This is a genomic window from Algoriphagus sp. 10J20-15, from assembly GCF_055809615.1.
In genome coordinates this window covers 96,433-116,709 of sequence record NZ_JBVVUG010000019.1, presented here as the reverse complement: position 1 = coordinate 116,709, position 20,277 = coordinate 96,433, and the positions used below count along the sequence as shown (strand labels likewise).

The window sequence follows — 20,277 nt, the reverse complement described above, 5'->3', positions numbered from 1 at the left end:
AAAGCGGATATACCTATTGAATAACAACTTCCTTTTATTCATTAATTAGTAATACCTAACTTTCTTTTCTCTTGCCCGTTTTTAAACAAAAAGCCCTTTCGATGAAGCGAATTCACTCAAGAAACTTATTTCTTATCACGATTTCCCTAGCTATTCTTAGCTCATGTAATGCTATTGAGATATTCAAGGAAAATACTGAAGTACCTGTGCGAAGGCCTTACAGATCATTCGTAATCATAAACCAGGAAGTAGGAATTCGAGGTTTTTCTTCTCAATTCATCGATGAACAAGTCCAGATACATCTCCAAGATGCACTGGAAGCCAAAGGTCTAGTATATGACAAAAATGAGCCTGAGTTAATTATTCGTTATACCTCAAATGAAGACCAGAGAAAACGAGACACCTATTCAAGTAATAATTACTATCCATACTGGGGTTCCAGAGTAATGGGACCATGGATTTATAATCCATACGACCCCTACTTCAACAATCGAAACAATAGTCAAACTACAAGCAACTATGAGTTAGTTCAGGTAATTGTAGATTTTATCGACCAGAAAGAAGATAAACTCCTCATGACATTGACTGGTGTAACCGAGGTGAGTAGCCCAAAAACGAAAAGTAAAAAAGTGCTAAAAACAACAGACAAGATTATAGATTATTTTCTATACGAACTAAAAGACGCGGAGTAAAGACCTAATCAATCACTCCAATTAATTTTAGGCGTTGATTTTTTTGTAAGTATAGCTTATTATAAATTTGCAGTGCGATTGCCCTAATTGCATCGCGTTTATACACAAAAATATAAATTCTTTTCGGCTCTTATTTGGCAAAATATTTGTAAAAGTACAATTAACTACTAATTTTGTACTAGCAATATTGTATTTCAGCCACGAATTTTTGCACTTAATGCTTACAATAGTCCTTATAGATGACGATCCGATCAGTACATTTGTTACTGAAAAACTCATTTCAAGAAATGTGAAAGAGCCATGTCAATTTTATAAGTATCAGAGTGCCCGAGTGGCACTAGAGGAAATCTATTCCATTAAAGCCAATTATCTTTTTTTAGATCTAAATATGCCAGAAATGACTGGCTGGGATTTCCTGGACTTATTTAATTCAGATAAAAACGAAGCTCAAATCTACATCTTGAGCAGTTCAGTAGATGAAAGAGATATTAATAAGGCTAGCAGGTATAGCGTTGTTAAAGATTATCTATCAAAACCATTGATTAAAAAATACATCAAATCAATTTTCAACTGACCCTCAATTGGGTCATTTTTTTTTGCTGTTTTTGCCAATGTGCATGGGACCTTCTAATAATTTCAACCAGATTATAGAGTTCCCTCATTTAGTGCTCGGTAGATTATTGAATTCATTGGAATGAAGATCATGTGAAATTGCAAACTAGCAAATAGAACTGGCCTGAAAAAAGTTTAAAAAAAAATATCCCAACTGTATGGTGCGAAATGATTTTTTACTTTAATTCGTGACGTTCAACTATTAAAAACCCCTATCTAAACTACTATGGAGGATTTTGACGACGATTTCGAAGATGATGACAACTTCAATGATGATGATGATTTCGGTAATGATTTCGAAGACGAATATGATCTAGACGAAGACAATGAGTTTGCCGATGATACCATCATAGACTTCGACGAAGAAGAAGATGATGAAGATTTCGATGATGATCAATTCGATTAACTTGATTATTTGGAGTTAAGAAATTATCTTCGGGCATCTTTAGAAATTCAAAAAATTGATCATGATACTATTAGACGTATTCACTTCTCCACTTGCTGGAGGGGCTCAAACTTTCCTAGTGATTGTATGTGTATTAATCGGTCTTGGAGCCGGAATCACTGCAATTGATACTAGAAGCACCTTCACTAAGAAGAAAAAGGCTGATCATTAATATCTTATAACTTATTTAAAGGAGGTTCGCACCTCCTTTTTTATGCCCAAAATCATGTCAAAAACTCAGAATTTCCAGAATCACGCTAAATATTACCCATTACATCACTTTATAATTATGCCCATGGGGCTTTTATTCCTGGGCTGGACGATATTCAGAATAGACTTCAATAGTCATCAATCTGCATCTGATAGCCTCTATTTTATTTTATTGGGCCTTATCATTTTTTTAATTTCCTACCTCCCACGAATCTATGCTATTAAAAACCAGAATCGAATTATTAGAATGGAAATGAGACAACGCTACTTCCAATTAACTGGTAAAGCATTTTATGAAAAGGAAAACAAACTATCTCCTAGCCAAATCATTGCATTGAGATTCGCAGGAGATGATGAACTATTAGCATTGATTGATAAAACTATACAGGAAAATACGACACCTAAAGAGATTAAGAAAAGTGTTAAAAATTGGCAGGCCGATCATCATCGGGTGTAATCCGAATGATTTAAAAGTTCACAGTAAATCCCTTGTCAAGTATATGCCTAAGGTTTTCTCTCGACTTTTTTCTATAATCTATTTGAGAAAAATCCAAATCAGGCAATGTGAGTACTAAATCGAATTTCTTCGCTCCAGGATCTGTCCCGGATGTGATCAAAGCTATTTTTTTATTCCTGTGACGGGCTAGTTTCATTAATTCATAGCATGCCTTACCTTCAGCAGATTGATCATCATATCTTCCCTCACCTGTAATAATTCTATCTGCCCAATTTACTTTAGATTCCAAATCTACTTTTTCAAAAAAATAATCTGATCCAAACTTAACCTCTGTTTCGAAAAAAACAGATAACCCTAAGGCAATGCCCCCAGCTGCACCAAAACCTGACTTATCTTCAAAAACTTTTTTTTGTTTGGTGAAAAGGTGGCTAACTACGGATTCACAGATTAATTCATAGGATTCAATTTGCTCAGGTAGAAGTCCCTTTTGCGGGCCAAAAACAGGAACAGCCCCCCTTTGTCCAAAAAAGGTATTCTTCACATCGCAAAGACAAGTGAATTTAACTTTTGGAATCCTGGTGGATTTCTGGATATGATTGATTTTAGATAAAAATTGAGGTGAATACTTAGTTAATTCTCTCCCATTTTTATCCAAAAATCCAATTCCCAATTCAGACAATATCCCAATTCCAAGATCAATAGTGGCGCTACCTCCCAAACCTAATATGATCTCTTCAGCTCCAAGATTAATGGCATCACGTACTAGTAGCCCCGTACCATAGCTTGAAGATACATATGGATCCAATTCCTCACTCTGCAAAGAAGCAACTCCTGAAGCCATTGAAACGTCTATATAGGCCTTTTTTAACGAGTCATCCCATCCATACGAACAAGGAATAGGTCTACCAAAAGCATCCAGAGACCATATCGTCTTTTTCTCTAACTGAAGTATTTCTGTAAGTAATTCGCAAGTACCGTCACCTCCATCTGCAATAGGAAGTAACGTAGTCGAGATATTAGGATATTCACTCTCAATATATTCTCTTATAACTTCTCCAGCTTCGCGGGCAGTCATAGTGCCTTTAAATGCATTTGGAGAAATTAAGACATTCATATATTACGCTTTTTTCATTCTGAGAAAATAATCCTTCATTGCAATCCTTACTTTGGGAGCAAGGTAAATTGTCGAAATCATCGTTGGTACGGCCATAATTGCATACATACCATCTACCAAACTGATTACCACATCGAGCGATGCTACTGCACCAGCCACTATAGTAATCAAATAGAAGTAATTGTAATAATCTGCTCTTTTTGCTCCAAATAGATAACCAAAGCATTTGTGACCATAATAAGAATAGGTAAACATGGTAGATAAAGCAAAAACTAACACTGCAATCATGAGGAGGTATCTACCATAATAAGGAAGTGCCAAGTCAAATGCTGCCAATGTTAAACGCACCCCATCTTTCTCTGTTGATTCCCAAACTCCTGTCAGCATAATCACCAAAGCAGTAAGTGTACATACTACAATTGTGTCAATAAATGGCCCGAGCATGGCAATCAAACCTTCTCGAATAGGCTCGTTATTTTTGGAAGCACCATGAACCATAGGAGCTGTTCCTATACCGGCTTCATTTGAAAAAGCTGCCCTACGGGCTCCAATAATAATTACAGCTCCAACTGCACCTCCGGCGATCGCTTCTCCAGTAAATGCATCAGTAACAATTTTCAACAACATTTCAGGCACATCACCAATGTATTTGAATACAATAATAATCACTGTGACAAAATAAAGTCCAACCATAAAAGGCACCATCTTAGAAGCTACTCCAGCAATTCTTTTGATACCTCCTAGAATTACAATAGCAACTAATACCATCATCGTAATTCCTATGATCCAACGCGTTTTATCCCCTTCATCTAAGCCGGCAGGCTCTAAAATGACTGTTCGAAGTACTGCTGTTAATTGATTAGCTTGGAAAATAGCGAGCAAACCCAAGACTCCAGCTGTACAAAAAATAATAGAAAGGAATTTCCACTTTTTACCCATCCCCTCTTCAATTACATACATGGGACCACCTTGGAGTTGCCCTTCGGAATCTTTCCCCCGGTACATGATTGCAAGGCTACAGGTGTAAAATTTGGTTGCCATACCTACAAATGCGGAAACCCACATCCAAAAAATTGCACCTGGACCGCCCATATTGATTGCAATAGCAACACCACTGATATTCCCCAATCCTACCGTTGCAGCAATTGCTGACGATAATGCCTGAAATGAGGATATCTGTCCAGGCATTAAACTATCATCATATTTTCCTCTCAGCAAACTTATGGCATGTCCAATCTTCCGAAAAGGCACAAATCCTGAATGCACCAGAAGAATAAGTCCACCTCCCATTAAAATAACAAGCATTGGTGTACCCCAAATCCAGTCAGCAAAGGATATAATATAATCGCCCATAAAAATATTCTAGTTAAAGCAATCTAATTGATTGTGTGATTTTAAAATTAAGGTCCATATTAGGTTCATTTTAATGAAAATCAAAGAATATAGAAAGCTTAGCAAACAAAAACCCGACAGAAGCCGGGTTTCAAAATTCGCTTGTAATGATTACCAATCGACTTTTGGAGAACGATAGAAATCTATCCCATTGATATCCCAACGTTTACCTTGCATTGCAATTCTTTTTTTGAAATCATCCCAATTTCTCCGTTCAGTACTTGACCAAGACACTTCAGCCAAAGCTGCCAATCTAGGAAATGCCATGTATTCGATATCCGCACGGTTAGTAATCGTTTCGGTCCATAGTGGAGCTTCTACTCCAAGAATGTCAGACTTATTTATCCCATCTGCATAGGTAGCCGGATCCCAATTATAGGAATCATCAAGCTCTATATATGCTGCCCAGTGAAGACCAATTCTTGAAGTGGAATCGTACTGCATATCTAAATAAGCCCGCTTTGCTGGTGACATCAGGATTTGATTTCCTTGTTCTTTGGCCAACATGGCATTTTCCTCCAACGCCCAAAATTGAGCCACTGAACCAGGAGCTAGTTTAGCTGTGGCTATTTCATCCCACCCTATGCTGGTCTTACCATATTTGGTAACAATCTCCTGAACTCGCTCTACGAAATAGATGTAATCATCTTTTTCAGTCACATGCGATTCATCACCACCAATGTGAATGTAGGGTCCAGGTGTAAGTTCCACAAGTTCTTTAATCACATCTTCTACAAAGGTATAAGTAACCTCTTTATTGGTCGCAAATGTACTGAAGCCCACTTCAATGCCCGTATAAAGCTCTGCTGGTTGAGGGTTCTTATCAAGGATATCAAAGTCAATTTGCCCTTCCTTCAGGGTAGCAAAATCTCCATCTGGTAAATTCACTCCTGGGTTTAATTCCGCATAAGATGCCAATGCAGCATTTGTATGGCCTGGCATATCAATTTCAGGTACAACAGTAATAAATCGATCTGCTGCGTATTTTACAATCTCTTTGTAATCCTCTTGAGAGTAAAAACCTCCCTCGGTACCGCCAACTTCAGTTTTGCCTCCAATTTCAGTCAATTTCGGCCAAGATTTAATTTCTACTCTCCATCCTTGATCATCTGAAAGATGCAAATGCAGGTAATTCAATTTCAAACTTCCCATGTGGTCGATGTAATGCTTTACGTCTTCCAAACTTATAAAGTGTCTGGCTACATCTAGCATTGAACCCCTGTAAGAAAATTCAGGCTGATCTTCAATCTTACCATTCCCTATCGTCCAATCTATATCTACTACAGAAGTATTTTCAATTTCAACAGGTAACGCCTTAATTAATGTTTGCATGCCATAATAAAGGCCAGCTGCAGAGGTTGATGAAATCTTCACATGTTCATCCGAGATTTCAATCGTATATTTCTCAGAAGCCGCTCCAGAAGTCAACTCTAAAATCAAATCACCATTATCAGCTGAAACCGGAAGCTCAAAACCAGTTGCAGGACGTAATCTATCAGCCAAATAACCTCCAACTCTCGCTAAATCTTCGCCACTGCCAATCAATTGAATCGAGGAATTCGAAGTGATTTTCAAAACCACCTGATGATGGAGCTATTGAAGTTGGAATAGGAATGATGCCAGTTTCATCCAGTTTTACAGCTATTGGTGATTGGCAGGAACTGATAGAAAATGCTGCAAGTACAGCAAATGTCCAAATAGAGTATTTCATAAAGTTAAGATTTGGGTAAACTTAATTTATTTTTTTTAATAAGCTTACAGTAGCTAATTGAAATTATAATAAAACGGAATAATTGCAGTTCATTAAAAGTTGAACTCCAGTATTACCAGCAGTATTTTTATAAATGGGTTCGGTGATATGCTCAGTTTTTGATGATTTCAAATTTCGCTTAGTCAGATCAATTATTCATTTTAGAAAGTAATTACTGAAAAATTTCAAAAACCCTCTTTAACATAACTAGTAAACTAATGAAAAATAATAGCTCAGGTTCTGGGAGCTCTGGAGAAAATTCCTTAAGGGTGCTGCCTTGACTGCTGCCGGATTTTACATTGTCCCAAGAAATGTCCTAGGTGGACACAGGTTTTATTGCTCCAAGTGACAAACTTCGAGTAGCAAGTATTGGAGTTGGTGGCATGGGTGGTGGAGATGTCCGCGGAATTACCCGAACTGAAAAGGCTGATTTTATTGCCCTTTGTGATGTGGATGACTCTAGAGCAAAAGGTAGCAGGGAACTACATCCTAAAGCAAAATACTACAAAGACTTCAGAGAGATGCTGGAGAAGGAACAGAATAATATTGACGCAGTCACAGTTTCTACTCCTGATCACACCCACGCTGTAGCGGCTATGGCAGCCATGAAGATGGGAAAACATGTCTATGTACAAAAACCCCTTGCTCACGATATCTACGAGGCTAGAATGCTTACACAGGCTGCTGAAAAATACAAGGTCGTCACTCAAATGGGAAACCAGTTCTCAGGAGATGGGGTTCGTAAAATGGTTGAATGGTATGAAGCTGGACTAATAGGTGAAGCGACTAAGGTTTACTCTTGGACAAATAGACCTGTTTGGCCACAAGGTATCCAATGGCCAAAAGAGCCAGTAACTCCTCCATCCGATTTGGATTGGGATCTTTGGCTAGGAACTGCTCCTTATAAAGATTATGTAGGAAACTTGGTGCCGTTTAATTGGAGAGGTTGGTGGGATTATGGAACTGGTGCTCTTGGTGATATGGCTTGCCATATAATGGAACCACCTTTCCGTGTTCTTGGATTGGGCTATCCGAAATCAGCTGAATGCTCAGTTGGATCTGTGTATGTTGGAGAATTCCAGAGAGGATATTTTCCTGATAGCTGCCCTCCCATCTTCTCACATTACTTTGAGATTTGACAGACCAGGCAAGGAAGATCTTGAATTCCACTGGATGGATGGTGGTATTCAGCCAAACAGACCTGAAGAATTAGCTCCTAATGAACAAATGGGTGATGGTGGAAATGGAGTAATCATAGAAGGTACAAAAGGAAAAATGATGTGCTCTACCTATGGAATCAATCCACAACTTCTTCCAACTTCCAAGACAAAAGATATAAATGTACCAGAGACACTTTATAGAGTGCCGGGTGGAGATAATGGTCACTACAATAACTGGGTTGAAGCTTGTATTGCTGGACATGGATCAAAAGAGTATAAGAACCTGAGTTCGCCATTTTCAATTGCAGGACCATTGACAGAATCAGTTTTGATGGGTAATCTTGCAATTAGAAGCTATGACTACAGAACTCCTACTCCTGGAAAGCCTGATCAATACGATTACCCTGGAAGAGGTATCAAACTTGTATGGGATGGACCAAATATGAAGGTCACTAATTTCGAGCCTGCCAATCAATTTGTAAAGAGAGATTACAGAGGAGACTTTTCTCTATAAATCGAAAAGGGCTTTGAAAATTGATTTCAAAGCCCTTTTTTAAAAACTATCAATACTGCTAATATTTTTCCTATCAAACTGAGACTGAAAACTGAAACTGAAAACTGACACTGGCAACTCCCTACCGTTCAACCTCCAGCTCCACCCTTCTATTCTTAGACCTACCCGATTCAGTCGCATTTGAGGCAGTCGGTCTCGTTCCTCCCCAGCCTGAAATCCTCAAACTTTCAAAAGGCACTCCTTGCTCTATCAAAAAATCTCGTACACTTCCTGCTCTGTCCAGTGAAAGTGCCTTATTCAGTCCCGGATCTCCAGCACTATCTGTATGTCCATGAATTCTGAGTTTCATTGCAGGGTTTTCCAATAGGAACCCTGCTAGTTCAGTCAAAGAGGCTTTGGTGTCGCTTCCTTCCAATTCTGCTGTTCCTCGTTTAAAACTTACTTTGTCAAGTAAAAGCATGCTTCCTGACTCAGCTTTAGTCATTAGTACCACTGTCGGTTCTGCAGTTTTGATTTCACTGACTAAAACTGACTTAGGAAAATATCCTTCAGCACTGATCTTCACTTCTTTTTGCTGTGTTACTTTCAAATCTGATAATTTAAGAGAATCAGAAGCATTCTTTGAAATTGTTGTTTCGCCTACTTTCCAACTGATAGAAAAAGGAACTAGAGTTTTATTTTTAGCATCTACCACAAACCAAGAAATCGGCATTTCTATCTGCTCAACTTCCTGTTCCGTCACTTTTACTTCTGGAAAACCTACAGCTGAGGAAGGGTAAATTGGAACAATTGACACAGTTTTAGATTTAACTGGATTTTCAATTGGTGCTGAAGGTTCAGGAACAGCTGCGACAAATTCATCTGGAATCTCAAGTGGAATAATTGTCTCGAAAGTCAATAAATCTGCGAATCCATCACTATTCTGAGTACTTGTCCAAATCACCTCTTTCTCAGTTATGAAGGTGACAGAAACTTCTGATCCAGGAGAGCTTACTTGCTCCCATAGAACAGGCTGGCTCCAGTTGTTCCATCCTTCCCCCAACCTTTTGGCTATAAATATATCTTTGCCCTCTGCACCTTCGTGCATGTTGGAGGAGAAATACAATTCACCTGATTTATTGTCGTAATAAGGACTCATTTCCTGTCCAATCGTATTTACTGCAGACCCTATATTTACTGGCTTAGACCACTCTATAGGACTAATTTTTTCACTCACATAGATATCCTCATTCCCTTTTGAGTCTTTTGCTTTTCCAGAAAGAAAAATCACTTTCCCACCAGACCCTACTCTACCAGTGACTTGACCGGTTAGACCAGCTAGCCCCTCCATAGATACCTGACGGAGGAAATTCCAATCTTTTCCAAATTTCGAATATTGATAAATCCCGAATCGTTCTCCGCCTGTATGATAAACCAGAAGCGTAAGAAAATCTTCTAAACCCAAAGAAAAATCATAGCCATCAGTGCTTAAATCAGCTCGGTGAACAGCCTCTTGCCATTCGCCAGATTCTGATTTTTTGGTCATCCAGATATCTCCCGGATCGGTGATTCCGCCGATATTATCAGGGTGAAAAGCTCGGGTAAAAAGTAAGGTATTATCTCCAATCCAAACAGGATTCATATCATCCTGCGGACTATTAGCGCCAGAAAGTGAAATGACTTGCTGAGCTTGAAGATTAAATGAAAAGCAAAAAGCAAGTAGCATTGCGCCACTTGCTTTTTGAAATACGTTATTGAATTTTCTCATAATTTATTGATCCAGCACAATGGCAAATACCAAAGGTGCTACGATCGTTGCATCAGACTCGATAATGAACTTCGGAGTATCGATACCAAGTTTGCCCCATGTGATTTTTTCATTTGGCACAGCACCAGAATACGAACCATAAGAAGTGGTCGAATCAGAAATCTGGCAGAAATAACCCCACAGAGGCACATTTTCCCGTTGAAGATCCTGATGCAACATCGGCACCACACATATAGGGAAGTCTCCTGCAATTCCCCCGCCAATTTGGAAAAATCCGATAGTACTTTCGTCAGTAGCTGTATTTGTATACCATTCTGCGAGGTACATCATGTATTCAATTCCAGTACGAACTGTATGCACATTCTTCACATCACCAGAGATCACATGTCCTGCAAACATATTTCCCAAAGTGGAATCTTCCCACCCCGGAACAATAATTGGAATGTTCTTTTTGGCTGCTTCAAGTAACCAACTGTCTTTTGGATCGATTTGATACGAGTCTTCAAGCTTGCCTGAAAGTAAGATCTTGTAGAAAAATTCATGTGGAAAATAGGCTTCTCCCGCTTGATCTGCTTTCACCCACTCTTCCAAAATCACATCTTCAATTCTCCGCATAGCTTCCATTTCCGGAATACAAGTATCAGTGACACGATTCATATGCCTTTCTACCAAATCCTGCTCCTGAGCTGGAGTAAGCTCACGGTAATTTGGAATTCGCTCATAATAATCATGAGCTACCAAATTGAAAACATCCTCTTCCAAGTTTGCACCTGTACAGGTAATGATTTGGATTTTGTCCTGACGGATCATCTCAGCAAGGGAAATACCCAGCTCAGCGGTAGACATAGCACCTGCTAAAGTTACCATCATCTTACCACCATTGTCTAAATGGCTTTTATAACCTTCAGCCGCATCGATTAAGGCAGCTGCATTGAAGTGTCTATAATTGTGCTTTAAAAATTCAGTGATTTTCATTCTATAAATTTTCGTTGGAAGATCAAAATTACCCAATTTTTCCCCACAAAAAAACCCAGCCAAAGCCGGGTTTTAATAATTAGGGAAATGTATGTCAGCTTATTTTGCTGAATCTGCAGGAGCTGCAGTATAATCTTTATTTAAACCTTCAATAACAGACTCAGTGATATCCAAAGCATCATTACCATACCATACCGCACCACCTCTGGTGTAGCTTAGAATCATGGTAAGCTCATTTGTTTCAGCGTACTTTTTAAGGTAATTCTGAACCCTATCATAAACTTCACTATAAAGGGCTGCTTCGTCAGCAGATAATTCCTGCATCAAATTATCACGGTAAGTCATTAGATTTTGCTCTTTTTTAGCCAACTCTTCCTGCTTTGCTCGCTGTTGGTTTACAGTCATGTTACCGCCAGTTTGTTGGAATGTTTGAACTTCTTGCTGAAAACCTGTAGCTCTACCTTGAAGATCGCCTTCAAATTTCTTTCCTTTTTCAGTTAGCTCTTCTGATTTAGTTTTGAAGTAATCATATTTATTGATCACACTATCTGTATAAACAAAAGCAACCTTAAGATCGCCTTGTTTTACTTCAGTTGAAGTGGTTCCTTCAGACGGAGTAGAAGTTCCTGCAGTTTCGCAGCCGTATAAAAGCACTGTAGCTAGGCTCAATGCACCGATTAAATTTAGTCCTCTTTTCACTTTGTTGATGTTATTGATTACAAGGGCGCAAATATAAAGAAAGTATTGATTTTACAAGAATTGTGAGTTGATCTATGGATAAAATAAAGATTTGCTGACTAAAAAAAGATATCCTGAGCTAGCCTATAAACTTGAGTATGTGCATCTACTATTTGGGATACTTTCGATGAATATCCGCCTCCCATGCAACACATAATTGGCGAATCGAGTGATTTAGCAAGATTTAGAACCATAGCATCCCTCCTTTTTACTCCATCTAACGTCATAGACAACCTACCCAATTTATCGGTGGCCAATACATCTACTCCCGATTGATAAATAATAAAGTCAGGTGTAAAATTCTTCAGAATAACTTCAAGTTGAAATTCAAGAATCTTTAGGTATTCCTCATCTTTTGTCCCATCCGGAATAGCACAATCCAAGTCAGAAACTTCCTTTCGCATTGGATAATTCTTTTCTCCATGCATGCTGAAAGTAAAAACGTCTGGGTTTTCAGCAAATAAACTTGCTGTGCCATTTCCTTGGTGGACATCAAGATCAACAACTAGGACATTTTTAGATAATTGATTATCAATCAAATAATTAGCCGTGACTCCAATATCATTTAGCAAACAAAAACCTTCGCCGCGATTTGCATAGGCATGGTGAGTCCCGCCAGCAATATTCATAGCTATGCCGTATTTCAATGCAAATTCAGCAGCTTGGACAGATCCATTTAATATGGTAATTTCTCTATCCACCAGTTCTTTTGACAGAGGAAAACCTGTGGCTCTAACTTCAGATTTTGTTAAGGTCAGGTTTTTAAGTTTGTTCCAATATTCTTCGGTGTGGGTATTCAAAATCCATTTTTCCTCAATGGGTTTTGGTTCAAAAAAATTCTCCTCCTTTACTACACCTTCGTGGAGCAATTGTCCGGGAAGCAACTCATATTTCTCCATTGGAAACCTATGGCCCTCAGGCAAAGGATGCTTGTAAATAGGTGAAAATGCAATTTTTAGCATAAAAAAACGCTTGGGTTTAGCAAGCGTAGTAACTTAATTCTGTTTGAAATGGATCAATCTTCGATGTCTTCTTCTTCAGATTGAAATGCATACATAGTGTCGTCTAATTCCAGGGTATCATCATTGAACTCTCTGATAAAGTTAGAAATCACTTTCTCATCGATATGGTCAATATTCAAAGCTGCGTCTAGGCCAATTCCAAAATCGTGATGCGTATCTATATCCACGAATTCCTGAACTTTCACACTTTCTTCCTCCTCTATTTCCATGATGATCTCTGTGATAAACCAACCAATCTCTTCCTCTTCACTGGTCAATGGTTTTAAATTCCCATTTTCATCTTCTTCATAGGATATTCCTTTGAAATTCGGGAATTTCTGAGCGGCTTTATGTTCTGCCAATTCATATACCTCACTTGAGTGGTGCAACCTGAGCGTATACAAGGCAGCATCATAAATCACTTCTTTGCCTTGATACATTCCTATGAAATAGAAATTTACAAATTCATCAGTATTTTCTTCGTCGGGAATAATTTTAAACGTTTTATCGAGCTTCCCCAGCTCTTCCTTCAACGCAGCTATGCGAGTCGGTTCAAAACCTGGATTTGATATTGACATTGGGCAAATATTTAAAGAATATAAAATAGTAAGTGATTAGAAATTCAATAGTAATAAATGAAATAGTAATATAATACCAAAATCTAATTGAATTTCACCAATTGATCAAAGGCTTAACCCAAATTGAGTATTTTAAGCGATTACATTATTGAAAACGAGGTGTTTTTATTTTTGAACCTCAGCAATTAGGAGAAATTTTATCAAATTCCACTCTTTTTATCAATACGCACTCTTCTAACAAAAGAAAGGATAAAAGAGTTAACCTTGAAGAGATTATTTTCTATTTGATTAAAAATCTCCCTTAAACATAAATATTAATCACTGTTAATCAAATATTTACACTAAGCAGGTTTAATCTGTAGCATTCAAATTATTCCCAAAAAGCGAATTGATGATACTTAAGACAATGGCAAATAAAATTGCCCACCAAAAGCCATCAACTTGAAAGCCTGGAATAATTCGATCTGCAAGCATGATCATCAAGGCATTGATCACCAATAAAAACAAGCCTAGAGTCACTAGGGTAATAGGAAAAGTCAAAATGATCAATAGAGGTTTAATCGTGATATTGATTAAAATTATGACTGCAGCTAAAATGAATCCAGTTATAAAGGTGTCAATGTGAATACCTGATAAGAAGTATTCTGCAATCAAAACTGAAATACCTCCCAAAAGGATTTTAACTAAAAAATTCAAAGGTTTATTTGTGCTTTCCATAAGACTAAAAATACTGATTTACATGAATAATTGGTAAAACCTGACAAATATCATCTGCCAAAATGGAATGGAACCTGATCATAATTCGTTCATTGGAATACGATACACTATATTTGTAGCTTTAACATAAAACCTAGACTGAGTGATAATCATCATTTTCTTCCTTCTGCATTGGTATTTCTCTTTGTTTTGCCAAAGCTTCTTTCTACACAGATACGCTGCCCATCAGATGTTCTATATGAACAAGTATTGGGAGAAATTCTTCTATTTCTTTACTTGGATGTGGCAAGGCAGTTCTTACCTATCACCAAGAGCTTATGCTATCCTTCACAGAATGCATCATGCCTATAGCGATACACCTAAGGATCCGCATAGCCCACATCACACCGAAAATTTATTCACTATGATGTGGAAGACTAAAAATATTTATAACGAATATTTTTCATTCCGCCTGAAGCCAGAAGAGCGATTTTCAAAGGATATTCCTGATTGGAATAGGTTTGATAAATTTGCAGATACGATGCTGGTAAGAGTTGGCTGGGGCTTATTATATGTCTCCATCTACGTTCTTTGTATCTCAGTTTTCGATTTGCCGGGAACGCACTGGTGGATGTATTTTCTGCTACCAATACATTTTTTAATGGGCCCAGTGCATGGAGCCATTGTCAATTGGAGTGGGCATAAGTATGGGTATTCAAATTTTGATAATAATGACCATTCAAAAAACAGTCTATTATTAGACGTGCTGATGCTTGGGGAATTATTCCAAAACAATCACCATAAGCTTCCTAACCGTCCAAATTTTGCCGTGAAATGGTACGAGTTCGATCCTACTTACCCTATTGTCAAACTACTCCACCTAACACGAATAATTAAATTAAGATCTGCATAAATTGATGTCCACAAATGAGGCCATTTTTATGTGAAATGTTTAGATCAATATGCAAACTCCAAATCTAGTTGCATAAAAAAAATTAAAAGTAAAGGTGGTTTTTTTTGCAATTGTGAAACTAAACGAATAATTTTCTTTCAATTAAAACTTAACGCCTTATTTATGAAACCATTAACAAGAGCCGAAGAGGAGATCATGCAGATCCTCTGGCAAATCGAAAGAGGATTCGTCAAAGACATCCTCGATCCAATGACTGAACCTAAGCCTGCATATAACACTGTTTCAACCATTGTGAGGATATTAGAACGCAAAGGTTTTGTTAGTCACAAGTCTTACGGTAAAAGTCACGAATACTTTCCTATAGTATCAAAAGATGAGTATCGTTCTTTCATTATTAAAAAGATGTTGGATGGCTACTTCGAAAATTCTTTTGGAAAGCTTACTGATTTCTTCAAAAATGACGAAACGTTGAACACTAAGTCTTATCAATAAATTTTATTGATAGCAATGAAAAAAACCTGTATTGCTACCAGGCTTTTTTTGTGCTTAAAATTTTCAGTTTATCACTTTAAGCAATTCTTCAATTGCCTTTTCCAATTGTTGATCCACTCCTTGATCAATTTTTCCAGGCATATTTTTCACTATAAACTGCGGCCTAGTTTCGTTGTTTTCCAACCACTCTCCTGCTTTATTTTTGGCAGAAATAGGTACTGCTCCCCACCGGGATCCATCCGGTAATCCTTCCCATCCGGCAAATGAACAAGTACCCGGTGTAGGCATTCCGACTGTTTTACCAATATTCAAATCAGTATATCCACAAGCAAAACAATGACCGTCCGAATAATTGGCTTCATTGAACATAGCAAGTGTTGGCTTAGTCCAACGAGCAGTCGGCTCATACCCTACCGCCCTAGCTTCGGTAGCATAGGTTAAAAACTTTTCACCAGTAAAGAACATAGCCAAATCTGCTACCAAATCTCCGCCACCGTTAAATCTGGTATCTACTACTACTGCTTCTCTATCGTGATACTTTCCCATCATTTCTTCATACACATTTCTATACGGGCCATCACTCATCCCTGGAATATGTACATACCCAAGCTTGCCTCCAGATAAGCTATCCACCTCTGCTTGATTCATTTTGACCCAACGCTTATACAGCAACTGATTTTCTGCTCTAAGAGAGATTGGTTTGATGGTGAATTGTGTTCTTGCATTAGTGGTGGTAGGATTGAGAAGTTCAATCAATGTAAAAGTGTCAGCTTTTCGATTTAAATGCTTAGCAAGGTCAGTTTCCTCAGTTAACGCAATCCCATCGATTTTCTCGATGATCATCCCTTTTTTGATATCCAAATCGGCTTTATCCAAAGGTCCTCCAGCAATTACCTCTGTGATTTTGATGCCATTTCCATCGAAACCATAGTCCCAAAAGACACCTAAAGATGCTGTGGCATCAGCCATATCTATGGAGCGAGAATATCTAGAGCCGGCATGTGATACATTTAACTCACCAATCATCTCGGAAATCATTTCGGAAAATTCGTAGCTGTTACCAATCGAAGGAAGATATTTTTTATAATTAACTTTTGCTGCGTCCCAATCTACTCCATGCATGTCTGGCGTATAGAATATCCCTTTGGTACGCAACCACACGTGCTCAAACATATAGGCCATTTCTGCTTCCTTGTCATAGGTCATCTCCCCAGATATCTTAATAGCCTCTTTCTTCATTCCCTCTGGATTGATCTTGGAAATCGTTCCATTACTAAGTAGGTATAAGTTTTTCTGCTCCTTATCCCAAATTAAGCTAGCAGAATTGGCATCAAGACTAATCTCCTGCTTTGTTTCTTTTGTCCTGAAATTGGTACTCCATAGGTTCATTCCTTTCTCGAATGCTGCCAAATAATACAGTTTTTCTCCATCCTTTGACAAGACAGCGTCTCCCAAAGAAGAAGAATGTATGGTCAATTTAGCTTTGCGTTCCTCGATCCCATCCCAATCAAACTTCAGGTCCTCAACCTTCTTTTCTTTTTCCTTCTCGTCCTTAGCTTTATCGTCCTTTTCCTCTTTCTTATTCACCTTTTCAATTTCCTTCATCAAGTCAAAATCCTCCTTGGACATGCTGAATTTATCCCAGGCAGCCTCATCGAAAAATAATGTGTAAACATCATTTTGGCTTTGCCCACTTGTAGCATAGCTTTTCAATCCGTCTCTGTTGGAGAACCAAAGCATTTGCTTGCCCTCGTTCACCCACATTGCATTGTCATCACCGTAACCACTATTCGTTAGATTTCTCTTTTTTTGCTTTCCAGTTGCATCCAGTAATACAACTTCGGAGTTTGCCATCGTAGGTCTATACGTAGCCAAAAGCCATTTACTATCAGGCGCCCAAGTAAAGTATTGATCACCATCCCGCATATGAAATAGTTCATCAGGAGTCATCAATGTCACACTAGTATTCGTAGCCAAATCAAGAACTTTCAAAGTCCTTCTTCCTTCCACATAAGCCAATTTTTTACCATCAGGCGAATACTTAGGTAGATATGCATCAGACTCCACACTCACCAGAGGCTTTTCCTCAAGCAATGTAGAGGCAAAAAAGAATGGCTCCTCTGCTCTTACTTTTGAAGATTGGTAAATTTGCCATTTGCCATTTCTTTCACTGGCATAAACCAGGGATTTACCATCAGGAGCAAATTCCACGAATCTCTCTTGCTCAGGGGTATTAGTGATTCTCTTCGTCAAAGAACCATCTACAGAAGTCACAAAAACCTCTCCTCTGGCTACAAAAGCTATTTCTTTCCCATCAGGCGAAATAGACATTTCGCGGACTCCACCATTGATTGAGATATAATTATCAGAATTAGAAATCGCCTGAGTCTGGATAGATACTGCGACTTTCTTTGGAGATTCACCTTTGCGCAGCGTATAAAGTTCGCCATCGTATCCAAAACTCATCAATCCATCATCTGAAATACTTAGAAAGCGAACAGGAAAATCCGCAAGAGAAGTTAAGGCTTCAGTTTGAGTTGGATTGGAAGCATTCATGGAAAAAACATTGAAGCTCCCATTTGTTTCACTCAAGTAATAAATCTCTGATTCGTCAGGAGAGAAAACTGGATTTCTGTCTTCTCCATAGAAAGTGGTAAGCATCTCATGCGTATTATTTCCGGCATGCATTACCAACCATATATCCCGTGCAATTCCGGATTGATGATGCTTTCTCCCATTCATTTTCGCCTCCTTTTTTATCGTGATAAAGCATTTTGCTCCCATCCTTACTTACAGTTACATATTCGGCAGGAATAGTAAAAACCTGATCCACCCACTCTACCACCCTTTTTGGGGACAGAATATAACTCAGGCTGGGATCCAGTGGGATATTGCCTGTGTTCTGCGATATCCATTCGTTGACTTCCAAAAATAACCGATTTGATCATCCGCTGAGAATTCAAAAGGTTGTTCATCATTGGAGTGAAAAGTAAGTCTGGTGGCTGGACCACCTTCGGGGCTCATCGCAAATATGTCAAAGTTACCATAGCGATCCGAAGCGAAAGCCAAGGTTTTCCCATCTCCTACTCCATACAGCTTGGTAATCATGGGCCTCATGAAAAGTAATCTGTCGAGCTGCCCCGCCAGCGCTAGGAACTATGTACAAGTCACCTTTGAACGTAAACACAATCTGGCTACCATCAGGAGAAATAGCCGGATATCTCATCCATTGGGGTGAATTCTGGAGCCAAAGTGCAGTGGCCAAATAAGCAACTCAAAAGAATTGCAAAAATCTTAAGTCTAGTAAGTCATACGGTTCCGTGGATTTGGCTATTAAAGTAATCAAAATCACAAATTTTATTAGAGGACATTTTTTCGTATCGGAACTTTTCACGGCCCTAGCCATTAAAATACTTCAAAGGATTACAGGTTTGCTTCATTCCTTAGGCTGACAAGACTATATTTGCACCTCGAAAAATCAACTCATTAGATGAATTCATTCATAGAAGAATTACGCTGGAGAGGCATGCTCCAGGCCCTACATGACTCCCGATATTGAAGAACACCTTACTAAAGGAATGACTTCTGCCTATCTAGGATTTGATCCGACCGCAGATTCTCTACATATAGGTCACCTGGTCGGAGTGATGACCCTACTACACTTCCAGCGAGCTGGTCACAAGCCATTTGCTTTAGTTGGCGGTGCAACTGGGATGATTGGTGATCCTTCTTTCAAGTCGGCAGAACGTAATCTTTTAGACAAAGCCACTCTGGATCACAATATCTCTTGTATTCAGGATCAATTAGCCAAATTTCTTGATTTTGCTGGTACTACTTCAAATAAAGCCGAGCTGGTCAATAACTACGATTGGATGTCCAAATTTAGCTTTTTGGACTTTATCAGGGATATCGGCAAGCACATCACAGTGAACTACATGATGTCCAAAGACTCTGTTAAAAGACGTCTGGAAGATGGAAATGGACTTTCTTTTACCGAATTCACCTATCAGCTGATTCAGGGATACGATTTTTATCATTTGTGGAAAAATGAAAATTGCTCTATTCAGCTGGGTGGTTCTGACCAATGGGGAAATATCGTAACAGGTACGGAATTGATCAGAAGAATGGGCGGAGGATCTGCCTATGCACTGACTGTTCCTTTGATCACCAAAGCTGACGGAACGAAATTCGGTAAAACTGAGGGCGGTTCTGTTTGGCTGGATCCAGAAAAGACTTCTCCATATGCATTCTACCAGTTTTGGCTAAATGTATCTGATGCAGACGCTTCCAAATACATCAGGATTTTCACCATTTTGGATCAGGAAACCATTGTAAAACTTGAAGCTGAGCATGCAGAAGCTCCTCACCTCCGTATATTACAAAAGGAGATCGCTAAGCAAATCACAACGATGGTTCACGGCGAATCTGAATTAGAAATGGCTGTGAAAGCTTCTGATATCCTCTTTGGTAAATCATCTACTGAAGACCTAGCAGCTTTGAATGAACGTACTTTCTTGCAAGTTTTTGATGGAGTCCCGCAAGTTCAGGTTAGCAAATCTGACTATTCCGAATTAACGTCGATTTTAGATCTTTTCGGAGAAATTACTCAAGGTGTTGTTTTCTCGTCCAAAGGTGAAGCTAGAAAGATGATTCAGGGAGGAGGAGTTAGTATTAACAAAGAAAAGTTGTCGGATCCTAATGCCTCCATAAATTTGACTCTTCTTCAAAACAAATACCTTTTTGGTACAAAAAGGTAAGAAAAATTATTACATCGTAGAAGTGAAGTAAGTC

17 protein-coding genes and 3 pseudogenes are annotated in these 20,277 nt (G+C 38.6%); 9 read left to right on the top strand and 11 right to left on the bottom strand.

The window, feature by feature from the left end:
- The first annotated feature begins 101 nt into the window (after positions 1–101).
- The 5 genes from AC0L6R_RS08495 (at position 102) to AC0L6R_RS08475 (ending at position 2,416) form a co-directional block, all read left to right on the top strand.
- The gene (locus tag AC0L6R_RS08495) at positions 102–692 is read left to right on the top strand and encodes a DUF4136 domain-containing protein (protein WP_473270786.1); all 591 of its coding nucleotides are present in this window, start codon (positions 102–104) and stop codon (positions 690–692) included.
- Between the two features lie 217 nt (positions 693–909).
- A complete protein-coding gene (locus tag AC0L6R_RS08490) occupies positions 910–1,266 on the top strand; it encodes a response regulator (RefSeq protein WP_473270785.1) in 357 nt (118 codons plus the stop codon).
- Positions 1,267–1,530: 264 nt separating this feature from the next.
- Positions 1,531–1,710, top strand: coding sequence for a hypothetical protein (locus AC0L6R_RS08485; RefSeq protein ID WP_283411002.1), 180 nt, complete (start codon positions 1,531–1,533; stop codon positions 1,708–1,710).
- Between the two features lie 61 nt (positions 1,711–1,771).
- On the top strand, positions 1,772–1,921 hold the full coding sequence (locus tag AC0L6R_RS08480) for a hypothetical protein (RefSeq protein ID WP_283411818.1): 150 nt from the start codon (positions 1,772–1,774) through the stop codon (positions 1,919–1,921).
- Between the two features lie 54 nt (positions 1,922–1,975).
- Positions 1,976–2,416 carry a DUF6526 family protein gene (locus tag AC0L6R_RS08475; RefSeq protein WP_473270784.1) on the top strand — a complete coding sequence of 147 codons (441 nt, stop codon included), beginning with the start codon at positions 1,976–1,978 and terminating at the stop codon, positions 2,414–2,416.
- A 10-nt stretch (positions 2,417–2,426) separates the two neighbouring features.
- On the opposite strand, the gene AC0L6R_RS08470 is transcribed toward AC0L6R_RS08475, so the two are convergent.
- The 4 genes from AC0L6R_RS08470 to AC0L6R_RS08455 form a co-directional block, all read right to left on the bottom strand.
- Positions 2,427–3,530: a glycerate kinase gene (locus AC0L6R_RS08470; protein ID WP_473270783.1), complete on the bottom strand. Its 1,104-nt coding sequence runs from the start codon at positions 3,528–3,530 to the stop codon at positions 2,427–2,429.
- A 3-nt stretch (positions 3,531–3,533) separates the two neighbouring features.
- Positions 3,534–4,883, bottom strand: coding sequence for an alanine/glycine:cation symporter family protein (locus AC0L6R_RS08465; RefSeq protein ID WP_473270782.1), 1,350 nt, complete (start codon positions 4,881–4,883; stop codon positions 3,534–3,536).
- A gap of 150 nt (positions 4,884–5,033) precedes the next feature.
- A complete protein-coding gene (locus tag AC0L6R_RS08460; protein ID WP_473270781.1) occupies positions 5,034–6,425 on the bottom strand; it encodes a family 20 glycosylhydrolase in 1,392 nt (463 codons plus the stop codon).
- A complete protein-coding gene (locus AC0L6R_RS08455) occupies positions 6,418–6,633 on the bottom strand; it encodes a hypothetical protein (protein ID WP_473270780.1) in 216 nt (71 codons plus the stop codon). Before AC0L6R_RS08455 ends, AC0L6R_RS08460 begins: the two co-directional genes overlap by 8 nt.
- 316 nt (positions 6,634–6,949) lie before the next feature.
- Between AC0L6R_RS08455 and AC0L6R_RS08450 the strand changes: the two are divergent.
- Positions 6,950–8,346, top strand: a pseudogene (locus AC0L6R_RS08450) (Gfo/Idh/MocA family protein).
- 121 nt (positions 8,347–8,467) lie between these two features.
- Here the strand turns inward: AC0L6R_RS08450 and AC0L6R_RS08445 are convergent.
- The 6 genes from AC0L6R_RS08445 to AC0L6R_RS08420 all read right to left on the bottom strand — a co-directional run bounded on the left by AC0L6R_RS08445 (position 8,468) and on the right by AC0L6R_RS08420 (position 14,102).
- Positions 8,468–10,093, bottom strand: a complete 1,626-nt coding sequence (locus tag AC0L6R_RS08445) for an OmpA family protein (RefSeq protein WP_473270779.1) — start codon at positions 10,091–10,093, stop codon at positions 8,468–8,470.
- 3 nt (positions 10,094–10,096) lie between these two features.
- A complete protein-coding gene (locus AC0L6R_RS08440) occupies positions 10,097–11,068 on the bottom strand; it encodes a deoxyhypusine synthase family protein (RefSeq protein ID WP_283411009.1) in 972 nt (323 codons plus the stop codon).
- A 99-nt stretch (positions 11,069–11,167) separates the two neighbouring features.
- Complete coding sequence (locus tag AC0L6R_RS08435) at positions 11,168–11,767, bottom strand: OmpH/Skp family outer membrane protein (protein ID WP_283411010.1); 600 nt, start codon at positions 11,765–11,767, stop codon at positions 11,168–11,170.
- Positions 11,768–11,865: 98 nt separating this feature from the next.
- Positions 11,866–12,768 (bottom strand): histone deacetylase family protein, encoded by a 903-nt coding sequence (locus tag AC0L6R_RS08430; RefSeq protein WP_473270777.1) that lies wholly within the window; start codon positions 12,766–12,768, stop codon positions 11,866–11,868.
- A gap of 53 nt (positions 12,769–12,821) precedes the next feature.
- Positions 12,822–13,385 (bottom strand): hypothetical protein, encoded by a 564-nt coding sequence (locus tag AC0L6R_RS08425; RefSeq protein ID WP_283411012.1) that lies wholly within the window; start codon positions 13,383–13,385, stop codon positions 12,822–12,824.
- Positions 13,386–13,736: 351 nt separating this feature from the next.
- A complete protein-coding gene (locus AC0L6R_RS08420) occupies positions 13,737–14,102 on the bottom strand; it encodes a phage holin family protein (protein WP_283411013.1) in 366 nt (121 codons plus the stop codon).
- A 142-nt stretch (positions 14,103–14,244) separates the two neighbouring features.
- On the opposite strand from AC0L6R_RS08420, the gene AC0L6R_RS08415 reads away from it, so the two are divergent.
- Together AC0L6R_RS08415 and AC0L6R_RS08410 are read left to right on the top strand one after the other, a co-directional pair.
- Entirely contained in the window at positions 14,245–14,994 is a 750-nt protein-coding gene (locus tag AC0L6R_RS08415) for an acyl-CoA desaturase (protein WP_283411014.1), read from the top strand.
- Positions 14,995–15,156: 162 nt separating this feature from the next.
- Positions 15,157–15,486 (top strand): BlaI/MecI/CopY family transcriptional regulator, encoded by a 330-nt coding sequence (locus AC0L6R_RS08410; RefSeq protein WP_473270775.1) that lies wholly within the window; start codon positions 15,157–15,159, stop codon positions 15,484–15,486.
- A gap of 63 nt (positions 15,487–15,549) precedes the next feature.
- On the opposite strand, the pseudogene AC0L6R_RS08405 reads toward AC0L6R_RS08410, so the two are convergent.
- Positions 15,550–18,712 (bottom strand): annotated as a pseudogene (locus tag AC0L6R_RS08405) (S41 family peptidase).
- 264 nt (positions 18,713–18,976) lie between these two features.
- On the opposite strand from AC0L6R_RS08405, the pseudogene tyrS reads away from it, so the two are divergent.
- Positions 18,977–20,274, top strand: a pseudogene (gene tyrS, locus AC0L6R_RS08400) (tyrosine--tRNA ligase).
- Positions 20,275–20,277: the final 3 nt, after the last annotated feature.

Bases quoted from the DNA above. Each gene is read 5' to 3' on its own strand.
- AC0L6R_RS08495 (WP_473270786.1), top strand. From the start codon at position 102: ATGAAGCGAATTCACTCAAGAAACTTATTTCTTATCACGATTTCCCTA.
- AC0L6R_RS08490 (WP_473270785.1), top strand. From the start codon at position 910: ATGCTTACAATAGTCCTTATAGATGACGATCCGATCAGTACATTTGTT.
- AC0L6R_RS08485 (WP_283411002.1), top strand. From the start codon at position 1,531: ATGGAGGATTTTGACGACGATTTCGAAGATGATGACAACTTCAATGAT.
- AC0L6R_RS08480 (WP_283411818.1), top strand. From the start codon at position 1,772: ATGATACTATTAGACGTATTCACTTCTCCACTTGCTGGAGGGGCTCAA.
- AC0L6R_RS08475 (WP_473270784.1), top strand. From the start codon at position 1,976: ATGTCAAAAACTCAGAATTTCCAGAATCACGCTAAATATTACCCATTA.
- AC0L6R_RS08470 (WP_473270783.1), bottom strand. From the start codon at position 3,530: ATGAATGTCTTAATTTCTCCAAATGCATTTAAAGGCACTATGACTGCC.
- AC0L6R_RS08465 (WP_473270782.1), bottom strand. From the start codon at position 4,883: ATGGGCGATTATATTATATCCTTTGCTGACTGGATTTGGGGTACACCA.
- AC0L6R_RS08455 (WP_473270780.1), bottom strand. From the start codon at position 6,633: ATGAAATACTCTATTTGGACATTTGCTGTACTTGCAGCATTTTCTATC.
- AC0L6R_RS08445 (WP_473270779.1), bottom strand. From the start codon at position 10,093: ATGAGAAAATTCAATAACGTATTTCAAAAAGCAAGTGGCGCAATGCTA.
- AC0L6R_RS08440 (WP_283411009.1), bottom strand. From the start codon at position 11,068: ATGAAAATCACTGAATTTTTAAAGCACAATTATAGACACTTCAATGCA.
- AC0L6R_RS08430 (WP_473270777.1), bottom strand. From the start codon at position 12,768: ATGCTAAAAATTGCATTTTCACCTATTTACAAGCATCCTTTGCCTGAG.
- AC0L6R_RS08425 (WP_283411012.1), bottom strand. From the start codon at position 13,385: ATGTCAATATCAAATCCAGGTTTTGAACCGACTCGCATAGCTGCGTTG.
- AC0L6R_RS08420 (WP_283411013.1), bottom strand. From the start codon at position 14,102: ATGGAAAGCACAAATAAACCTTTGAATTTTTTAGTTAAAATCCTTTTG.
- AC0L6R_RS08410 (WP_473270775.1), top strand. From the start codon at position 15,157: ATGAAACCATTAACAAGAGCCGAAGAGGAGATCATGCAGATCCTCTGG.